Source organism: Streptococcus sp. GMD1S (assembly GCF_000296875.1).
GTDB lineage: Bacteria > Bacillota > Bacilli > Lactobacillales > Streptococcaceae > Streptococcus.
Window position 1 is genome coordinate 1 of record NZ_AJQY01000161.1, and the last position, 1,147, is coordinate 1,147.

Sequence of the window (1,147 nt, forward strand, 5' to 3'; positions counted from 1 at the left end):
CATAGTTAGGATCGTCTGAGTCTTGAACTCCCCATTTAGTAAATCCAGTTGGGTCAACGTCTGGAACGATACGAGTCAAATGGTAAACTCCTGCACCAGGAATGTTGATTTCATATTCCTTGTTCTTTTCAACATGGTCTGCCCATACCACAGTAAATGATGCAACAATTTGTTTGTTCTCATTAAACTTCTTAAAGTACTCTTCGTTTGTTACTGTAATCTTAGCAGTATTCGTTGCCTTCTCTGTTGTCAGTTTTGCAATCGTTTCACCGTTCGGAGCTTTCAAATCTGTACTAGAATCTACTTCGATTTTGAACTCATTTGGAACGTGATAAACCATGAAATCACCGTTATTCAGAGTTACATTGTCTGGGAATGCGTAAGTTGTTTTAAGATAGAACTTACCTTCTCCATATTTGGCATGATCGACTAATCGGTTCGTATTAATCGTCGGCTCTGTAGTCAAAGTGTACTCTGATTCAGTTTTTTCGGCAGCACTAACTACTCCATTAAGTCTTAGTGCAGGCAAAAAGACCGACACAACCAGTAGCAAGGCCATCAAGCAACGAAAGAGTTTACTAGTTCTCTTTTTCACCACATTATCCTCCTTATTGTCTATAATGGTTCAATTATATTATACAGGTCTATAACAGTATGTCAACTATAATGTGCTAATTTTTATATTAACTTATCAGATAGATGGATAAGTCAGCCAATCCCACGTCCGCATAAGCTTTGAAACAATTAAATCCAAGCAGGGTTCTTGCTTGGACTTAATATATAATATTGTTCTAAGAATCTAAGTATTTAATCCCAATTCCGCTAAGATTTGACGTTTATAGGCAATTTTTTGGACTTCCTTGTCTTCGCTCTGGAACCAATCTAGTTTGACTTCAGAAACAATCTGTCCCGGCCGATTTTTTAGAATGTAGATACGGTCGCTGAGATTGAGGGCCTCTTCAATACTATGCGTGATGATGAGGGTCGTCAGCTGCAACTGCTTATGAATCTCCAGATACCAAGCGTGGAGTTCCATCTTGGTCATCTCGTCCAAGGCGCTAAAAGCCTCATCTAAAAGAAAGAGCTTGTGTCCAAAAAGATAGGTCCGAAGCAAGGCTACACGCTGGCGCATCCCTCCGCTGAGTTC

The 1,147-nt window shown here is 39.8% G+C and carries 1 protein-coding gene and 1 pseudogene; both read right to left on the reverse strand.

Annotated elements, in window-relative coordinates:
* Positions 1-559, reverse strand: a 559-nt coding sequence (locus GMD1S_RS07945; protein WP_272942510.1) for an Ig-like domain-containing protein, incomplete at its 3' end; no start/stop codon positions are given.
* A gap of 240 nt (positions 560-799) precedes the next feature.
* Positions 800-1,147, reverse strand: a pseudogene (locus GMD1S_RS07950) (ABC transporter ATP-binding protein); the annotation flags it as partial.